This window comes from Paenibacillus sp. FSL H8-0168, from assembly GCF_038592955.1.
GTDB classification, from domain to species: domain Bacteria; phylum Bacillota; class Bacilli; order Paenibacillales; family Paenibacillaceae; genus Paenibacillus; species Paenibacillus polymyxa_B.
In genome coordinates this window covers 2,264,696-2,282,298 of the sequence record NZ_CP151948.1, presented here as the reverse complement: position 1 = coordinate 2,282,298, position 17,603 = coordinate 2,264,696, and the positions used below count along the sequence as shown (strand labels likewise).

At 45.9% G+C, this 17,603-nt stretch carries 14 protein-coding genes; all 14 read right to left on the bottom strand.

Going from position 1 to position 17,603, the window contains the following annotated elements; all coding sequences use genetic code 11:
- Nucleotides 1-122: 122 nt before the first annotated feature.
- The 14 genes from rpsO to MHI21_RS10710 all read right to left on the bottom strand — a co-directional run bounded on the left by rpsO (nucleotide 123) and on the right by MHI21_RS10710 (nucleotide 17,560).
- Entirely contained in the window at nucleotides 123-392 is a 270-nt protein-coding gene (rpsO, locus tag MHI21_RS10775; protein ID WP_007430074.1) for a 30S ribosomal protein S15, read from the bottom strand.
- Nucleotides 393-524: 132 nt separating this feature from the next.
- The gene (locus tag MHI21_RS10770; RefSeq protein ID WP_342419980.1) at nucleotides 525-1,463 is read right to left on the bottom strand and encodes a bifunctional riboflavin kinase/FAD synthetase; all 939 of its coding nucleotides are present in this window, start codon (nucleotides 1,461-1,463) and stop codon (nucleotides 525-527) included.
- A 58-nt stretch (nucleotides 1,464-1,521) separates the two neighbouring features.
- Nucleotides 1,522-2,457, bottom strand: coding sequence for a tRNA pseudouridine(55) synthase TruB (gene truB, locus MHI21_RS10765; protein ID WP_322159326.1), 936 nt, complete (start codon nucleotides 2,455-2,457; stop codon nucleotides 1,522-1,524).
- The gene (locus MHI21_RS10760) at nucleotides 2,454-3,431 is read right to left on the bottom strand and encodes a bifunctional oligoribonuclease/PAP phosphatase NrnA (RefSeq protein ID WP_342419979.1); all 978 of its coding nucleotides are present in this window, start codon (nucleotides 3,429-3,431) and stop codon (nucleotides 2,454-2,456) included. Before MHI21_RS10760 ends, truB begins: the two co-directional genes overlap by 4 nt.
- A 51-nt stretch (nucleotides 3,432-3,482) precedes the next feature.
- Nucleotides 3,483-3,833 carry a 30S ribosome-binding factor RbfA gene (rbfA, locus tag MHI21_RS10755; RefSeq protein WP_010346342.1) on the bottom strand — a complete coding sequence of 117 codons (351 nt, stop codon included), beginning with the start codon at nucleotides 3,831-3,833 and terminating at the stop codon, nucleotides 3,483-3,485.
- A gap of 20 nt (nucleotides 3,834-3,853) precedes the next feature.
- Entirely contained in the window at nucleotides 3,854-6,409 is a 2,556-nt protein-coding gene (gene infB / locus MHI21_RS10750; RefSeq protein WP_342419978.1) for a translation initiation factor IF-2, read from the bottom strand.
- Nucleotides 6,402-6,725 (bottom strand): ribosomal L7Ae/L30e/S12e/Gadd45 family protein, encoded by a 324-nt coding sequence (locus MHI21_RS10745; RefSeq protein ID WP_025720915.1) that lies wholly within the window; start codon nucleotides 6,723-6,725, stop codon nucleotides 6,402-6,404. Before MHI21_RS10745 ends, infB begins: the two co-directional genes overlap by 8 nt.
- Nucleotides 6,718-7,026, bottom strand: coding sequence for a YlxR family protein (locus MHI21_RS10740; RefSeq protein WP_007430067.1), 309 nt, complete (start codon nucleotides 7,024-7,026; stop codon nucleotides 6,718-6,720). The genes MHI21_RS10745 and MHI21_RS10740 overlap by 8 nt, the downstream gene beginning before the upstream one ends.
- A gap of 23 nt (nucleotides 7,027-7,049) precedes the next feature.
- On the bottom strand, nucleotides 7,050-8,147 hold the full coding sequence (nusA, locus tag MHI21_RS10735; protein ID WP_013309927.1) for a transcription termination factor NusA: 1,098 nt from the start codon (nucleotides 8,145-8,147) through the stop codon (nucleotides 7,050-7,052).
- 101 nt (nucleotides 8,148-8,248) lie between these two features.
- Nucleotides 8,249-8,710, bottom strand: coding sequence for a ribosome maturation factor RimP (gene rimP, locus MHI21_RS10730; protein WP_061829440.1), 462 nt, complete (start codon nucleotides 8,708-8,710; stop codon nucleotides 8,249-8,251).
- A 312-nt stretch (nucleotides 8,711-9,022) separates the two neighbouring features.
- Nucleotides 9,023-13,339, bottom strand: a complete 4,317-nt coding sequence (locus tag MHI21_RS10725) for a PolC-type DNA polymerase III (protein ID WP_165175630.1) — start codon at nucleotides 13,337-13,339, stop codon at nucleotides 9,023-9,025.
- A 202-nt stretch (nucleotides 13,340-13,541) separates the two neighbouring features.
- Complete coding sequence (gene proS, locus MHI21_RS10720) at nucleotides 13,542-14,990, bottom strand: proline--tRNA ligase (RefSeq protein WP_069291738.1); 1,449 nt, start codon at nucleotides 14,988-14,990, stop codon at nucleotides 13,542-13,544.
- A gap of 52 nt (nucleotides 14,991-15,042) precedes the next feature.
- Entirely contained in the window at nucleotides 15,043-16,314 is a 1,272-nt protein-coding gene (gene rseP, locus MHI21_RS10715; protein WP_061829443.1) for an RIP metalloprotease RseP, read from the bottom strand.
- Between the two features lie 106 nt (nucleotides 16,315-16,420).
- The gene (locus MHI21_RS10710; protein WP_342419977.1) at nucleotides 16,421-17,560 is read right to left on the bottom strand and encodes a 1-deoxy-D-xylulose-5-phosphate reductoisomerase; all 1,140 of its coding nucleotides are present in this window, start codon (nucleotides 17,558-17,560) and stop codon (nucleotides 16,421-16,423) included.
- Between the last annotated feature and the right edge of the window lie 43 nt (nucleotides 17,561-17,603).

The following is a 17,603-nucleotide window of genomic DNA, read 5'->3' as shown; positions in this document are numbered from 1 at the left end:
AGGATATGTAATTCAAAAAAAGATTCCTCATTTCAAAAAAGAACCCGGCTGCTGTCCGCCGTCGCCTTAGCAGGGACAAGCGGTGAACAACCAGGCTTCTTTTCTCATTACATGTCTGAAAATTAACGACGCAGTCCGAGACGCTCGATCAACGCACTGTAACGTTTAACATCAGTCTTCTTCAGGTAAGCCAAAAGTTTACGACGCTGACCGACCATTTTCAACAACCCGCGGCGGGAGTGATGGTCTTTCTTGTGCGAACGAAAGTGACTTTGCAAGTTGACGATGTTTTCAGTAAGGATAGCGATTTGTACCTCTGGTGATCCTGTATCGGATTCATGAGTTTTGTACTCCTCGATCAATTGCTGTTTACGCTCTTGAGTCAATGCCATCCTGTTCACCTCCTTCATTATAATCGCCATTAGCCTCGTAGCCGCCGGTGAAAGCGGACAACCAAGCTAAGGTTCATCGTTGTTTACACAACATAAGTCAGTATAACACAGCGCCTGTCTTATGTAAATAAATTAGCCTAATAGCTTTTTAGCCGTTTGTGCGTCATTGCCAATTTGGCTGATCAGCTCATCCACCGAAGAGAATTTGCGTTCAGGGCGGATATAGTGGTGAAGCTCCACAAGCACAGACTCTCCATAAATTTGCTGATTAAAATCAAATAAATGTACCTCAAACGACGGATTCAGCACACCTTCATGAAAAGTAGGCTTAACCCCTACATTCATTACACCGTTTATCCAATGATCGCCTATGAGTGCCCGTACAGCGTATACACCCTTGGTCGGAATCACGTAAGTATCATCCAGTTTGAGATTAGCGGTCGGAAAACCGATCGTACGTCCGCGCTTCTCCCCATCCATTACAGTACCCTGGATACGATAAGGACGTCCCAACCAGTGAGAGGCATGTGCTAGATCCCCAGTCTGTAAAGCACGGCGAATGCCAGAGCTGCTCACCTTGTCCCCATCCAGTTCGAACGGTGGTACGGTGTGCACCGACATCAGCTCTCCTCCCAGCTTCCGAAGTGTATCCTCATCCCCGGCTCCCCGGTGGCCAAACCGAAAATCAAAGCCTACTACCGCTGTTCGAATGTGCAACGGAAGCAGCACATCGCTCATAAACGCCTCAGGGCTGACCTTGGAAAATTCTTCGTTAAAACTCAAAATATAAAGTACGTCCACACCCATATCAGCCAGAATAGTCTGCTTGTCCGCAAGCGGTGTTAAATAACCTTCATAATCGCCTTTTTTCATGACTTCCTTCGGGTGAGGATGAAATGTCATGACAGATACCGGCACCTGCTGTTCACGAGCCAGCGCAACGGCCTTACGTATCACGCTTGCGTGTCCCAGATGAAGACCATCAAACTGACCGATCGCCGTGACCTGTGGACGTCCCCATTGCTGCAAAAGCTCATCACTCAATGGATAAGATAACGATACGGTAATCATTATTAATTCACCTGCATTTCACATCATTTGACTAACTTCGTCAAAATTATAGCACAATTCAAGGTAAAAAAACTTTAATGGGAGCGATCGCGTCTGATTCATCCCGACCATATATACCTAAAAACGTTTTATCCTCTTTATACAAACGGAAGGGCTGATTGTCCGTCACAGGTGGTGAAATCATATTCAGCGACAGGCGTTGGCCTTGCAGAGCCGCAGTTACCTTGGCTTCAGCCACTATATGCTCAGGCATATAGTCAATCGCCTGATCTGTTGTAATAAGTCGCTCTCCAAGACTGCCATCCGCAACGAAACGCTCTATTTCTTCGAAAGTCAGACATCGTTCCGCAGGAATTCCCGCAGACATGGTTCGCTCCAGCTTGACCATCGTGGAAGGATATCCTAATTCACGACCAATATCAACACATAGTGTACGGATATAAGTACCTTTGGAGCATAAGGCACGAAAAGAAATATCCACATACACCCCCGTCTCCGCGAATCCCGTCATTTCCAACTCGTAAATGCTCACTTCACGACTTTTGCGCTCCACGGTTTTGCCTTCTCGAGCCAGTTCATATAGACGTTTGCCGTCTACTTTTAGAGCGGAGTACATTGGAGGTACTTGGGAAATCGTACCAACAAAACGCTTCAGAACCGCTTTGACTTCCACTTCCGTCACCTCTACGGGACGTTCACTCTCTTCCGTGATTTTCCCAGTCAGGTCTTCGGTATCTGTGGCAATTCCTAATCGCAGTGTAGCCCGATATTCCTTGGGCCGCTCCTGCATGTATTCCACCACACGGGTAGCACGTCCCAGACACAAGGGCAAAACACCGGTTACCTGCGGATCAAGCGTTCCAGTGTGTCCGATTCTCTTCATACCTAATAAACGGCGAGCCTTGGCCACCACATCATGAGAGGTAAATCCAGCAGGTTTATAGACAGGTAGAATGCCTTCCCAAGTTGCCTGTTCCTTTTTTATTGGGTTCATAGCTCAGATTTCACCCGCCCTACAACTGTCTCAATGATATCTCCCAGCTTACCCTCTAGCCGGCAGCCAGCTGCACGTACATGTCCACCGCCCCCAAATGATTGAGCCAGCGCAGCTACATCAACATTCCCTGCCGATCTCAAGCTGGCTTTGACCGCTTGATCATTAATAACCTTAAAGAAAATGCCTACTTCAACTCCACGAATATTTCTTGGATAATTCACGATGCCTTCCAAGTCCTCATTTACAGCACCACAATCCGTCATGTCGTCAGGGGTTACTACGACCCAAGCGACTTTCCCATCCTTCGACATCGTGAGCGTTTGCAATGCTTTTGTTAGCACCTTCATTTGTGGAAAGGTCATTTCCTCGAGCAATTTCTCGGATAAAGATGGACCATCTACACCGTAAGCAAGTAGCTGTGACACAGTAGACATCACTTTCGGTGAAGTGTTCGAGTAACGGAAACCTCCTGTATCCGTTAGCAACCCTGTATATAAAGCCGTAGCTATTTCGACATCCCAGGTTACTGCAAACTCTTTCAGTAGGTCAAAAAGAATTTCTGCTGTTGCCGCAGCATCCGGCTTAATCACATTAACTGTACCATAAGCATCATTCGTTGGATGATGATCAATATTCAGGATAATGGCATCTTCCGAAAAAAACTGCTCTGTCAAACCAACACGACGGTAATCCGCACAATCTACACAAATGATCCGGTTGTATTTCCGTTCTGGCGGTTGCTGGCTCATATCCATAATCTCATCGGCATGCCATAAAAAATCCATACGTTTGGGAATAGGCCCCTCATTCAGCATGGTAAATTTCTTCCCCAGACATGAGAGAAGCCAGCCCACCGTTACGGTGGAGCTGACTGCGTCTCCGTCCGGCTGTACATGCGATACGATCAGGTAATCATCATGCTCCAGAATAAATTCCTTCGCTTGTTGAAGCGCCTGTTCATAGGTATGCATTGCCTTCTCCTTTACATTCAGTTCATGGTTCCTTCAGACAAACTAAAAGTTTTATTTTTCATCCTTGTCGATATCACTCAGCAGTTTTTCAATTCGACTGCCGTAAGCAATAGATTCGTCAATTTTGAAAATCAACTCAGGAATATGGCGCAGCCGTATCCGTTTGCCGAGTTCAGAACGAAGATAACCGTTCGCTTTGTCCAATGCCTTCAGGGAAGAATTTTTCTGTTCTTCATCCCCGAGCACGCTCAAGTATATTTTCGCTTGGGACAAATCATTTGTAAGATCGACACCCGTTACGGTGATAAAACCGATGCGGGGGTCTTTTAATTCAGTTTGTATGAGTTGGCTTAGCTCCTTCTTGATCTGCTCGCCAACCCGACCTGTACGTATTTTAGCCATGGATGCTCACCTCTCTGCCGTTAGCGCTCCACTGTTTCCATGACGAACGCTTCAATAATGTCGAGTTCCTTAACATCATTATAGCCATCAAGGGTAATACCGCATTCGTAACCTTGGGCAACTTCTTTTGCGTCGTCCTTAAAGCGTTTCAGTGAGTCGATTTTACCTTCAAAAATGACGATGCCATCACGAATCAGACGTGCTTCTGCTGAACGGGTAATTTTACCGGATGTCACCATACAACCAGCGATCGTACCGACTTTAGTAACTTTGAATACGTTACGTACTTCAGCATGCCCAATCACATTTTCTTTATATTCAGGATCCAGCATGCCCTTCATGGCTTGCTCTATTTCTTCAATGACATTGTAAATGACACGGTGTAGACGAATGTCCACTTTTTCAGCTTCCGCTGTAGATTTCGCCTGGTTATCCGGACGAACATTAAAACCAATGACAATAGCATTGGAAGCTGCGGCCAAAATAATATCGGATTCGGTGATTGCTCCTGCACCACTGTGAAGAATTTTAACGCGCACACCTTCGACTTCAATCTTGTTCAAGGAACCTTTCAACGCCTCGACGGAACCTTGTACGTCACCTTTAATAATGACGTTCAGATCCTTCATTTCGCCATCCTTGATGTGTTGGAACAGGTCATCCAGTGTTACGCGGGTATTACTGCCCAGATCAGATTGGCGTTGCGTGATCGCACGTCTGTCAGCAATAGCACGAGCTTTGCGCTCATCCTCAAACACCATGAATGGATCGCCAGCAAGTGGAACTTCTGTCAAACCAGTAATTTCAACTGGAGTGGAAGGACCCGCTTCCTTAAGACGACGACCTTTATCGTTGACCATGGCACGCACACGTCCGAAGCAGTTACCCGCTACGAAAGCATCGCCGACTTTCAGTGTACCGTTCTGAACGAGGATACGGGCTACAGAACCGCGGCCTTTATCCAGTTCTGCCTCGATGATGGTACCACGTGCCCGTTTGTTCGGGTTCGCTTTGTACTCATTCACTTCAGCTACGAGCAGAATCATTTCGAGCAGGTCTTCCAGACCCATTCTTTGTTTCGCGGAAACGTTGACGAAAATCGTATCGCCGCCCCACTCTTCAGGTACCAATTCATATTCAGTGAGTTCTTGCTTCACTTTATCCGGGTTAGCATCCGGTTTGTCGATCTTGTTCACAGCTACGATAATTGGCAGACCTGCTGCCTTCGCATGGTTAATAGCTTCGACCGTCTGTGGCATAACACCGTCGTCAGCTGCAACCACGATAATCGTCATATCTGTCACTTGAGCACCACGTGCACGCATAGCGGTAAAGGCTTCGTGACCCGGTGTATCCAGGAAAGTGATTTTTTTGCTATTAATTTCAACTTGGTATGCACCAATATGCTGTGTAATACCGCCAGCTTCGCCACCGGTTACATTAGTCGAGCGAATGGCATCCAGCAAAGTTGTTTTACCATGGTCGACGTGACCCATAATCGTTACAACTGGTGGACGTGTTCTCAGATCCGCAGGATCATCATTTTCTTCCACGGTTTCAAAACGATCTTCTTCTACCGGAATTTTCACTTCTACCTCGACGCCAAAGTCTCCGGCAAGCAAGAGGATGGTATCCATATCCAGTTCCTGGTTAATGGTCGCCATCGTTCCGAGCATAATCAGCTTTTTGATGACTTCTGACGCATCCTTATGAAGAAGCTTGGCTGTTTCGCCTACGGTCATCTCACCACGCACAATAATTTTCTTAGGCGTGTTGTCGATTTTCTCGCGACGTTCCTGTTGTTGACCTTTACCACGATTGTTAAATTTCCCGCCACGATTACTGCCACCGCGATTATTGCCTCCGCGACCACCGTTACCACCGCGTCCGCCGCCTTGACGGTTATCGTCAAAACGTCCTTGACCGGAACGGTTACCACCGTTGTTGGAGTTACTGCCTGTACGGTTGCCACCACTACGGTTCGCATTGTTGCTACCTGTGGAGGATGATGTTCTTACAGCCGTACCACCCTGACTACTTCCCTGAGGGCGTGAGTTAGTGCTTTGGTTACCTTGAGGACGCGAACCTGTGTTGCCACTAGGACGCTGTTGTCCTCCCTGTTGTTGACCATTACTGCGGTTCTGTGTACTTTGCTGACCAGTGGGTCTGCTAGTACTTTGTTGACTGCGGTTTTGACCGCCCTGCTGACTGCTTTGCGCTTTTGGAGCGCTACTTCGGTTACTGTTTTGGTTGTTGTTTGTCCTATTCATACTTACCTGCTTTTCCTGTTGATTTTTGGTTTGCTCAGTTGAATGATTACTATTCTGGCTTGAACCGGCCTGATTCGAGCTTACTTGCGCCGTACCTGCTCCGCCTTGCTTGGCCGCAGCATTGGATTTAATATTCTTAAAAAAATTTTCCACTTTACCTACGGCATCATGTTCCATGACGCTCATATGGTTGTTCACGGGAATATCCAGCCGTTTAAGAATGGTGATAATTTCTTTGCTGCTCATGTTCAACGATTTGGCGTATTCGTATACCCGCACTTTGTCTTTGCTTTCTTGTTTACTCAATATACTCCACCTCCGACATTATCCCCGCATGTTTCTTGATCAATTTCGCGAATCCTTGATCCGTCACAGCCAGCACAACCCGTTCAGGTTTGCCGATACTGCTTCCCAAGCTTTCCCGGTCAAATCCTATCAATAAGGGGATTTTGTACGTCCCGCATTTGTCGCGGAATTTCTTTTGAGTATTCATTGAAGCATCTTTCGCAAGAATGACCAGCTTGGCTTCTGAAGACCTGATCGCTTTAAAAACGATCTCATCACCTGTTAGCAGCTTGCCAGCTCTCATGGCAAGACCCAATCCAGACAGCGCCTTATTCATCCTGCACGCTGCCTTGTGCCGCCAGGAATTCTTCCTCGACGGCAGCAAAATCACGACTTAGCTGCTCATAAATATCAGGATGAACCGAGTGCTTCAATGCTCGATCCAGTGCCTTGCTCTTTTGAGCCAGCTTGAAGCAGGCGGCTTTGCCGCACAAGTAAGCGCCGCGTCCCGACTTTTTGCCAGTCAAGTCAATCAACACTTCGTCTTCAGGGGTTTTGACGACACGGATCAACTGCTTCTTTGGCATCATTTCATGACAGGCCACACATTTGCGCAAAGGTATCTTTCTCTGTTTCATGCATTAACCCCCCTACACTCCGCTTAATCTACAGAAACGGAATCCTGATGCATTTCATCGGTGGATGTTCTCGGTCTGCCGAGTTCTTCCTCCGCCTGTGTTTCACTCTTAATATCAATTTTCCAGCCCGTAAGCTTAGCAGCAAGGCGAGCATTTTGCCCTTTGATACCAATAGCAAGAGAAAGCTGATAATCAGGCACAATAACACGCGCCATTTTCTCTTCTTCAAATACTTGCACTTCGAGCACCTTGGATGGACTCAGCGCATTAGCCACGTATTCATCAACATTATCGGAATAACGTACAATGTCAATTTTTTCGCCACGCAGCTCATTTACAATGGTCTGTACACGTGTACCTCTAGGACCCACACAAGAGCCGACCGGATCAACCTCGGCGTTACGGGAATGAACCGCGATTTTAGAACGGAAGCCTGCTTCACGCGCTACGGAACGAATCTCTACAACACCATCAAAAATTTCAGGCACTTCGAGTTCGAACAAACGCTTAAGCAGACCCGGATGTGATCGGGACAGCATAATTTGCGGTCCTTTGGTTGTGTTTTCTACCTTGGTGATATAAGCCTTAATTCGATCCAGATGGCTAAATTTCTCATTAGGCATCAATTCACCTAACGGGAGAACCGCTTCCACCTTACCAAGATCAATATAAATATTACGTGGGTCTTGGCGCTGTACAGTTCCTGTTACAATATCCTCTTCCTTGTCCACAAACTTGTTGTAGATCAGTCCCCGTTCCGCTTCGCGGATACGCTGGGTCACGACTTGCTTCGCAGTTTGTGCAGCAATCCGTCCAAAATCACGTGGTGTGACTTCGATTTCAGCGATATCTTCCAACTGAAAATGCGGGTTAATCTCACGGGCCGCAGGCAACGAAATCTCGGTGCGAGGATCCAATACCTCCTCAACGATCAACTTGCGGGCATATACCTTAATGACTCCCGAGTTGCGGTTCATATCAACACGCACGTTTTGTGCGGTGTTGAAATTCCGTTTGTAACTGGAAATCAAGGCTGCTTCAATGGCCTCAAACAGCACATCCTTGCTGATCCCCTTTTCTCTTTCCAACTCGTTCATTGCTTCAATAAAATCCATACTCATGGATTACTGCTCCCCCTTTCAAATGATGCACCTGCGTACTGGTCGGCACACGAGGCAAAAAAACATGTAGTACATGTCAAACAGCAACAGTCAAATCTGAATTAAAATATGATCGCGAGCCTTGCACCAGCTACCTTGTCATAAGGTATGGCATGCTTCTTTTGTCCGCTTTGAACGGTGAGTTCCCCGTCTTCAAAAGAAAGCAAACGACCTTCGAATTCCTTCAGGCCGTTGATCGGCTCGTATGTAGTAACGAATACGTTTTTGCCTACCGCTTTAGTAACATCCTCCGCTTTTTTCAGCGGTCTTTCGGCGCCTGGTGAAGACACTTCCAGAAAATATGCTGTAGAAACAGGGTCATTTTCATCCAACTTTTGACCCAGATATTCACTGATCATACTGCAGTCGTCCAGATCAATTCCTCCGTCTTTGTCCACAAAAACGCGAAGAAACCAATTGCTGCCCTCTTTGACATACTCGACATCGACCAGTTCAAAACCATGCTCATCGAGGAAAGGTTGGGCCATTTCTTCTACTACTGATTTGATCTTTGGTGTGCTCAAAGATTATAACCTCCAAAAGTGAACTTTCCTGTGGTGAAAAAAAGACGCCCTATTGCCATGGACAATGCTTCTCCATCACCGGCTTTTTCATTTTCATTTGATGTAATGTTCATTTCGGGCTCACTGCAAATAAACCGGCGTACCGGTTTCGTGCCCAAAAATAACCTTTTCACGTTGTAACTGTATATCAAACAGTAAAGAGTGGGTTTCCCCACTCTTTTAGCAACGGTTTTATCTCCATGATTACCAAAAAAATTATAACATAACCATAGTTATGTGACAAGTGCCAGAGCTTGACTACTGTGGTTCGGATTAAAACAGAGACAGCTGATTACTCTCTGGCAGACCTCGAAAGCAACCCATCTGGGACAGCATTTCGACAATGGTTTTACTAGCTTTCGATTTTTGTTGAAAATCCTCGACAGACAAAAATTCACCATGTTCACGGGAGGCTGCGATGTTACGTGCTGCATTGTCCCCAATTCCCTGAAGAGCTCCGAATGGCGGAATGAGTGAATCTCCATCCACCTTGAAGCGTGTAGCTTCAGAACGGTACAAATCAATGGATTTAAAACTAAACCCGCGAGCCGTCATTTCCAGGGCCATTTCCAGGATCGGAAGCATCCCTTTTTCTTTGGGCGGTGCCTGAAAGCCGAGTTGCTCGATTTCGACAATCTTTCGTGCGATTGCATCATATCCCTGACAGCACAGTTCAATATCAAAATCGGCTGCACGTACTGAAAAGTAAGTCGCATAATATTCAATCGGATGATACAGCTTAAAGTACGCTGTGCGCACTGCTGAAATAACGTAGGCTGCAGCATGCGCCTTCGGAAACATGTACTGGATTTTCAGACAGGAATCAATGTACCACTGTGGCACCTTGCATTTTTTCATTTCCTCAATCCATTCAGCACTAAGCCCCTTACCTTTACGTACGCTCTCCGTAATTTTAAAGGCCAGACCTGCGTCCATCCCTGCCTTGTAAATCAAAAATAGCATGATGTCATCACGGCAACCAATTACAGTCTTGATGTTACAGGTATTATTCTTAATCAGTTCCTGTGCGTTCCCCAACCATACGCCCGTGCCGTGAGACAGTCCGGATATTTGCAGTAAGTCAGCAAAAGAACTTGGCTGCGACTCTACTAGCATTTGGCGTACAAACTTCGTCCCCATTTCTGGTACACCGTAGGTAGCTACAGGTGTGCGGATTTGCTGGGGTGTTACACCGAGCGCCTCCGTGGAGTTGAACATGCTCATCACCTTTGGATCATTCATTGGAATGGTCGTAGGATCGACACCAGTCAAATCCTGAAGCATCCTCATCATGGTCGGATCATCATGACCCAGAATATCGAGTTTGAGTAGATTCGCATCAAAAGCGTGATAATCAAAATGCGTTGTTTTCCATTCCGAGCTTGTATCATCGGCGGGGTACTGTACCGGCGTAATATCCTCGACCTCAATATAATCGGGAACAACGACAATTCCGCCTGGATGTTGCCCGGTACTGCGTTTGACCCCTGTACAGCCCGAAGCCAGCCTGTTCAGCTCAGCTCCACGCCATTTTTTATGATGCGCCTCTTCATATTTCTTTGCAAAGCCAAAGGCTGTTTTCTCGGCAACTGTACCGATGGTTCCAGCACGGAATACACTTTTCTCACCAAACAGTACTTTCGTATAGTTATGTGCGACAGGCTGATATTCGCCAGAGAAGTTCAAGTCAATATCGGGAACTTTATCTCCCTTAAATCCAAGAAACGTTTCAAACGGAATATCCTGTCCCTCACCCTTCAGTTTACCACCGCATTTCGGACAGTTTTTGTCCGGCAAGTCAAATCCGCTCGGCACACTACCGTCCAAAATCCACTCGCTATGTCTGCATTCAGGATTACCGCAAATATAATGTGCAGGCAGTGGATTAACCTCGGAAATACCGAGAAAGGTAGCGACCACAGAAGATCCAACAGAACCCCGTGAACCTACCAGATATCCATCCTTATTAGACTTTTTAACCAAACGCTCGGAAATGAGATAGTTGGCAGAGAAACCGTATTTAATAATCGGCTCTAGTTCTTTTTCAAGACGGGCTACAACCACTTCGGGCAATTCCTCACCATAGATGGATTTAGCTGTCTCGTAGCAAGTGTTGCGGATTTCCTCGTCCGCCCCATCCAGCAAAGGTGTGAACAGCTTGTCAGGGAACAGCTCCAGCTCCTCAAATCGATCCGCCAACTCACTGGTATTCTTCACAACGACTTCATAGGCTTTCTCCTCGCCCAAAAACTCGAATTCTGCCAACATTTCGTCTGTGGTGCGTAAATGCGCATCTGGCTTACGAATATCTTTTAGCGGGCTAAATCCCGTAATGCCGTGTATCGTAATATCACGGTACAACTTATCGCGAGTTTCCAAGTAGTGAACATTGCCTGTGGCAATTACGGGCTTATCAAGTCGCCGTCCAATTTCGCATACTTTGCGTATTGCCGTTTTCAGAGCATCAGGCCCGCTTACCAGTTGTTTTTCTACTAAATGCATATACATCGTCAAAGGTTGAATCTCCAACACATCATAAAACTGTGCAATTTCCTCGGCCTCTTCCTCGGACTTGTTCAACACAGCCTCAAAGAACTCTCCTTTTTCGCAACCAGAAATAATAAGCAATCCATCTCTCATTTCTGACAATTTGGATTTAGGAATACAAGGCACACGCTTGAAATATTCGGTATGAGACATCGAAACCAACTTGTACAGATTTTTTTTACCAATCGGATTGAGGGCATAAATACAGCAGTGAAAAGGACGAACGGTCGATAAATCCTTACCCACATAATCATTCAGACGATCGAGCATTTTTAAACCCTTAATTTGTTCCGCATCATTCAGCAAGCCATTTAGCACTTCAGTCAGTGCGACTGTATCGTCAATGGCTCGGTGATGGCTTTCGAGCGCAACTTTATATTTGGCCGTCAGCGTATTCAGACGGTGGTTTTTCATTGTTGGAAACAGTAAACGAGCCAATTCTAGCGTATCCAGTACCGGATTGGTCATTTCAGGCAACCCCATATTTCGAAGGGTGGCCTGGATAAACCCGACATCAAATCGCGCATTATGGGCAACCAATACAGCATCGCCAGCAAAAGCTACAAACTCCTTCATAACAGGTTCTACATCCGGCGCGTCCTTGACCATTTCATCGTTAATGTTGGTCAGTTGCTGGATATTGTATGGTATACGCTCATGTGGATTGACAAAGGTAGCATAACGATCAACTTCTTTGCCATCATGCATTTTTACAGCCGCAATCTCAATGATTTTATTCTGCGTAACCGATAAACCGGTGGTTTCAATATCAAAAACGACATAAGTCGCTGTTTTCAAATTTAATGGTTGTGCCTGCATTACAACCTCAACGGCATCATTAACCACGTTGGCCTCAATACCGTAGATCATTTTAATTCCGTTTTTCTTTGCTGCTTTTGCTGCATCGGGATAGCATTGCACACCGCCATGATCAGTGACCGCAATCGCCTTGTGCCCCCATTTGGCGGCTGTTTTGACGTATTGGTCAATAGAGGCGACAGCATCCATTGCGCTCATCTTTGTGTGGAGATGGAACTCAACCCGTTTTTCCTCTGCATTATCCTTACGTGTGGGTGGAGCCTGTACTTCAACTAGATCGGAAGGAATCATAACCAGCTCGGGAATTTGCATAAAACGATCATATTCAACTCGCCCTCGCACTTTGACCCATTTCCCGTTAGCCAACAAACTGAGGATCTTCAGATCTTCTTTAGTTTTAGCAAACATTTTCATTTGCAGGGAATCACTAAAGTCGGTCAAATAATACGTAAACAACGTACTGCCATTGCGCAATTCTTTACTATCCAAACCGAAGATTGTTCCTTGTAAGGTGACTTTTTTCTCTTCGTCCTGAATATCTTGCATCGGAACAGCCGGTTCTTTGATGTCATAACCAAATTGAAGCCGTACGTCTCCTTCTTCTTCATCCAAAGGCGGCATTTCGGATTCCATACTTTCCATCATCTGCTGAATAACTTCGCGTTCTTCCTGCATCTTCTTTTCTTGGAATTGCTGTAATGCCTCCTGGTTACTTTCACCCACTTGGACTTTAATGCGCATAGAGAGGCCAAAATATTTATCGTAAAATTTGATGATAGCTTGATCTATCTGTTTTTTACGCGCCAGTTCCAATGACATACTATCGCTCATCGTCAGCAATAATAGACCGTCTTCCCACTCATGCACAGCCCGATTCATCCAACCGTTAACAGATGGGATCTCACGATGCACCCACTCTAGAAAAAGTTTCCAGTATTCACTGATGATATCACCAGGCTGAATCTGCTCACTATACTGAAAACGGAACGTAATTTTTGCGATGTGACTCATTTTTTCCTGTACTTGAATACAGAACGTACGATACACCTGAGCGGGGACCAGTGTCTCCTTGGCAATGGTGATATTCCAATCCTTATTGGTACGGCTAATCTCCACTTGATCAATCCAACCGTCCAAAAAATAAGGTTCAACCACTCCAGCCGGCATCCCAACTTGCTTCATCAGCAGTTCCAGCCGCTTTCTCTTTTCTTCAGCTCCGCCCATGACTCTCCCCCCAATTTTAAATCTACCATTCTGAAAACATGAAAAGCTTCTGCGTCAAAAACATCTCCGACCGCAAAAGCTTTTCGTAGCCCTCTTCAATCCTTCTCACAACGACATAGATCCTTCGGAACATTGTCCCGTAATAGCTACCATGTCAGCAAAAAGAATGAAGTGAGTATAGTGATATTGCCCTACATCTATATTAGTACGCCCGTGCAAACACTACTGTATGCTTGGCAGGTTTGCCACAACACAAACATGTGGACTTTTGCTCGGTTGTTTTAAACGGTATGTTACGGCTTGTAGCACCTGTTACTTCTTTAACTTTGTCTTCACATTCTTCAGCTCCGCACCAGCCTGCCAAAGTAAAGCCGCGTTTTTCTTCCATGAGAGTCTTCATTTCATCCAACGTATCGACGGAATAGAAGTTTTCTTCCATGAAATTTTTCGCACGATCAAACATCTCCTGCTGTACCTGTGCGAGCATCGCGTGTACTTCCTCAACCAGATTATCCTGCTGCACGATTTTTTTCTCACCGCTGATGCGGGATACGAGCACACAGACACCGTTTTCCATATCACGAGGTCCGATTTCCAGACGAACCGGCACACCGCGCATTTCATATTCATTAAATTTCCAGCCTGGACTTACATCGCTACGGTCGTCCATTTTAACACGCACTCCCGCTTGTTTCAACTCAGCAAATAATTCATCTGCACGAGCGATAACGGCATCACGCTTCTTAGGTGGTCCAATTGGAACCATAATAACCTGCGTAGGCGCAACTTTAGGAGGCAATGCCAGACCACGGTCATCTCCATGTACCATAATCAGTGCACCGATCAAACGTGTACTTGTTCCCCATGAAGTCGTATGCGCGAATTCCAAGTTGTTTTCACGACTCAAATATTTAATGTCAAATGCAACGGCAAAATTAGTTCCCATATAGTGGGAGGTCCCAGCTTGTACCGCCCGTCCATCCTTCATCATCGCTTCCAGTGAAAATGTATCCTTCGCACCTGCAAACTTTTCAGAAGGTGTTTTCTGTCCAGTAATAACCGGAATAGCCAGAACTTCCTCAATAACCTCACGGTATACTTCCAGCATTTTCATCGTTTCTTCACGTGCTTCTTCTTCTGTTTCATGGGCCGTGTGACCTTCTTGCCACAAAAATTCACTTGTGCGCAAGAAAGGCAGCGTGCGTTTTTCCCAACGCACTACATTAGCCCATTGGTTAATAAGCACAGGCAGATCACGATAGGATTGAATCCATTTGGAGTACATATGACCAATCATGGTTTCCGAAGTCGGACGAATTGCAAGACGCTCTTCCAGCTTTTCCCCGCCAGCCTCGGTTACCCAAGGCAGTTCAGGATTAAACCCTTCAACATGCTCTTTTTCCTTTTGAAAAAAGCTTTCTGGAATGAACATTGGAAAATAGGCATTACGGTGCCCTGTTTCTCTGAAGCGCACGTCCATGGCTTCCTTGATATGCTCCCAGATTTCAAAACCATCGGGGCGGAATACAATACATCCGCGAACAGGGGAATAATCCATCAGTTCTGCTTTTTTAATAACATCAATATACCATCGGGAAAAATCTTCGCTCTGCGGCGTAATTTCCTCGACAAACTGTTTATCGTTCGACATAGAAATGCATGTCCTCCCATACAGACCGTTTTTATATAAGTCCGTCATCTAATTAACCATTAATTAAGCGTAAAATATCGTTATACGTGACCGCAATCATAAGCAGGAATAGCATAGCAAAACCAACGAAATGGACCATTCCTTCCCTGCTCGGATCGACGGGACGCCCTCTTACCGCCTCCACACCAAGGAAAACAAGTCTGCTTCCATCAAGCGCCGGAATAGGCAGTAAATTAAATATCCCCAGGTAAAGACTCATTATGGCAGTCCAATACGTCAACTGCTCAATCCCCTGCTTGGCAATTTGCCCCGTCACTTCAAAAGTACGTACCGGGCCTCCCAGGTCATTGATAGAAAAGCGTTGAATAAGCTGGCTAAATCCTTGGAAAATAATATCGGTCGTTCTGACCATGGATTGTCCGGCAAATTTGAACGTTTCACCCACACCTGCTTGGCGTTTTGGAAGTTCAGGCACAATGCCCACCTTGCCACCCTTTTGTCCTTCCATTGCACGAGGTGTAATAGTAAGATCAAAGGTCTTATTATCACGGCGAACCGTCCACTTCATCGGCTTGTCTTGAGAATCCGCAATCAGTTTGATCATGTTTTCAACATTCGCACCAATGGCTATTCCATTCACCGATTCGATGATATCTCCCTTATGCAAATCAGCTTCAGCAGCAGGCATACCTGCTGTAATTTCACTAATTTGGACATAAGTCGGGTTGTCCACTTGTATGCCGACCATCTGAATATGCAGACCAAACAAAATAAAGGCAAGAATAAAATTCATCAGTGGTCCAGCAAAAATAGCCATCGCACGCTGTCCTACTGTTTTACTCCCATACTGCCGATCCTTGGGTGCAATCTGAATGGATTGACCTTTGGTTACCATCATCGCTTGCGGGTGTACAGTGTATTGCTGATCTTCGCCATCTACATCCAATTTTAAAGTTAACGACTGTTCCAGATCAATATCCAACACTTCGCCACGCACCACATTCTTGCGATTATCCAGTTGATCCAGATAGATGGTTTTCACGACGTCATCCGTTACGCGTACAGCAATCGTTTGTCCGGTCTCAATTTCATTGACCTCCGGATCCTCTCCCGCCATGCGGGCAAAGCCACCGAACGGCAACAAACGCAACGTAAATCGCGTCTCGTTTCTTTTATAAGAAAACAGTTTCGGACCGAAACCGATCGCAAACTCCCGTACCAGAATCCCGGCGCGCTTGGCAAAATAATAATGCCCCCATTCATGCACCGTCACTATGACGAAAAACATGAGCACCGTCATCAACACTATTTGAATCGTTTCCAATCGTTTCCGTTCCCCTTTCAATGAGATCGAGTTTGTCTTCCTAGATTATCATTATTCTCCGATCCCGCACAAGAGAATCACATTTCGTTTCTAACCCAACATTAGCCTACAATTCGGCAGCTATGCTACGAGTCTCTCCGTCACATGCTTCAATCGCAGACAGATCAGGATTAGCCACATTGACATGCCGCTCCAGCAAACGTTCAATAATAGCTTCAATATGCAGAAAAGAAATTTCTCCACGCAGGAAACGGGCAACAGCAATCTCATTAGCTGCATTAAATGCGGTCGGTGCTGTACCACCCATTTTACCACATTCGAAGGCAAGCCTTAAACAAGGAAAACGATTATAATCCATTTCCTTAAAATGGAGTCTGCCCACTTCAGCCAGTGACAACGGCTTCGCCGGGGACTTCATACGCTCAGGATAAGTCAATGCATATTGAATGGGTACTCTCATGTCCGGATTCCCAAGTTGAGCAACAATGCTTGTATCCTGAAACTCAACATAGGAATGAATAATGCTTTCCGGATGAAGCAACACATGAATCTGCTCATAATCAAGTCCAAATAGCCAATGCGCCTCAATGACTTCCAGCCCCTTGTTTACCATCGTTGCTGAATCAATTGTAATTTTAGCCCCCATTGACCAATTGGGATGCTTGAGTGCATCTTCCACTGTAACTTCACGCAACTGTTCTCTTGTCAAATCTCGAAAAGAACCCCCTGATGCTGTGAGAGTAATATGTGCCACATCTTTCATACGCTCACCATTCAAGCATTGGAAAATAGCTGAATGCTCACTGTCAATCGGCAGCAACGGCACTCCTTTCGCCCGAGCCCGCGCTGTGACCAGATGACCAGCAGTAACCAGTGTTTCCTTATTGGCCAAACCGATCTGTTTTCCAGCCTCAATTGCGGCCAGCGTGGAGTGCAATCCGACACTGCCCATTACAGCCGTCACAACCATATCCGCCTCTGTGTTCGCAGCAAGCTCAACGAGTCCTTCATTTCCCCAATGCAGTTCCATTCCAGAAGGCAGTAAAGGACGAATTTCATCCGCCAACTGCCGAGTACCCACAGACACTTTTTTGGGTTTATAAAGATGCGCCTGCTCAGCAAGTAACTTTATATTAGAACCACCTGCTAAAGCCTCAACAGTAAACTGATCCGGGTGCATGGACACTACATCCAGCGTTTGAGTTCCAATAGATCCAGTTGAACCAAGTACCGTAATTCTTTTCATGATGCACCTTCCTATCCTGAAAATCACTTTTATCCAGGAGCTC